The following is a 509-nucleotide window of genomic DNA, read 5'->3' as shown; positions in this document are numbered from 1 at the left end:
CAAGATCAACAGTTCAGCGTTGAAGAAGACGGCACGTTAATCTTCACTGATGCAGACCTGTTAACCGGCGCAACGGACATTGAAGGTGACAACCTTACTATTGAAAGTGTGACCTACGACGGTGGCGACGGTATTCTTACCGACAACGGTAATGGCACATACACCTTCGCACCGAATGAAAACTTTAATGGCGACGTAAACTTCGGTTTCGATGTATCAGATGGTACCGATACAGTCTCTGCCAACATCGATGTGAGTGTTAGAGCTGTTGATGATGCGCCAGTATCGGGCGACCTAGCGTACTCAATCGACGAAGATGGTTCAATTCGTCTAAGCCAAGAGCAGCTGCTTTCTCAAGCATCAGATGTGGAAGGCGATGACCTGACAGCGAGCGACCTAACGGTTGGTGGTGATGCGACGGTTGTAGCTAACGATGACGGCAGTTTCACCATCACGCCAGATGAGAACTTCAATGGCGACATCGATATCAGCTTTGATATCTCTGATGG

The 509-nt window shown here is 48.7% G+C and carries 1 protein-coding gene; it reads left to right on the top strand.

Annotated elements, in window-relative coordinates:
- Positions 1-509 (top strand): tandem-95 repeat protein (locus AB4496_RS26705; protein WP_372132928.1); only part of this gene is annotated, 509 nt, incomplete at both ends.

It is taken from the genome of Vibrio sp. 10N.222.46.A1, from assembly GCF_041473595.1.
Taxonomy (GTDB): domain Bacteria; phylum Pseudomonadota; class Gammaproteobacteria; order Enterobacterales; family Vibrionaceae; genus Vibrio; species Vibrio tasmaniensis_A.
Note: the sequence above shows the minus strand (reverse complement) of the source record. Positions and strands in the feature narration are given on the sequence as shown.